The sequence below is a fragment of the Polaromonas sp. P1_G2 genome (genome assembly GCF_056405515.1).
Genome location: NZ_JBFUBY010001287.1, coordinates 1 through 429, shown reverse-complemented (window position 1 = coordinate 429; position 429 = coordinate 1). Strand labels below are relative to the sequence as shown.

Genomic DNA, 429 nt, shown 5'->3' with positions numbered 1-429 from the left:
GGCATGTGTAGGATAGGTGGTAGGCTTTGAAGCAGGGACGCCAGTTCTTGTGGAGCCATCCTTGAAATACCACCCTTATCTTCGTGGATGTCTAACCGCGATCCGTCATCCGGGTCCGGGACAGTGTATGGTGGGTAGTTTGACTGGGGCGGTCGCCTCCGAAAGAGTAACGGAGGCGCGCGATGGTGGGCTCAGAGCGGTCGGAAATCGCTCGTCGAGTGCAATGGCATAAGCCCGCCTGACTGCGAGACTGACAAGTCGAGCAGAGACGAAAGTCGGTCATAGTGATCCGGTGGTCCCGCGTGGAAGGGCCATCGCTCAACGGATAAAAGGTACGCCGGGGATAACAGGCTGATGACCCCCAAGAGTCCATATCGACGGGGTTGTTTGGCACCTCGATGTCGACTCATCGCATCCTGGGGCTGGAGC

Annotated in this window: 1 rRNA gene; it reads left to right on the top strand. The window is 58.0% G+C overall.

The features are described from left to right. A 23S ribosomal RNA gene (locus AC1D0P_RS30170) occupies window positions 1–429 on the top strand; the annotation flags it as partial.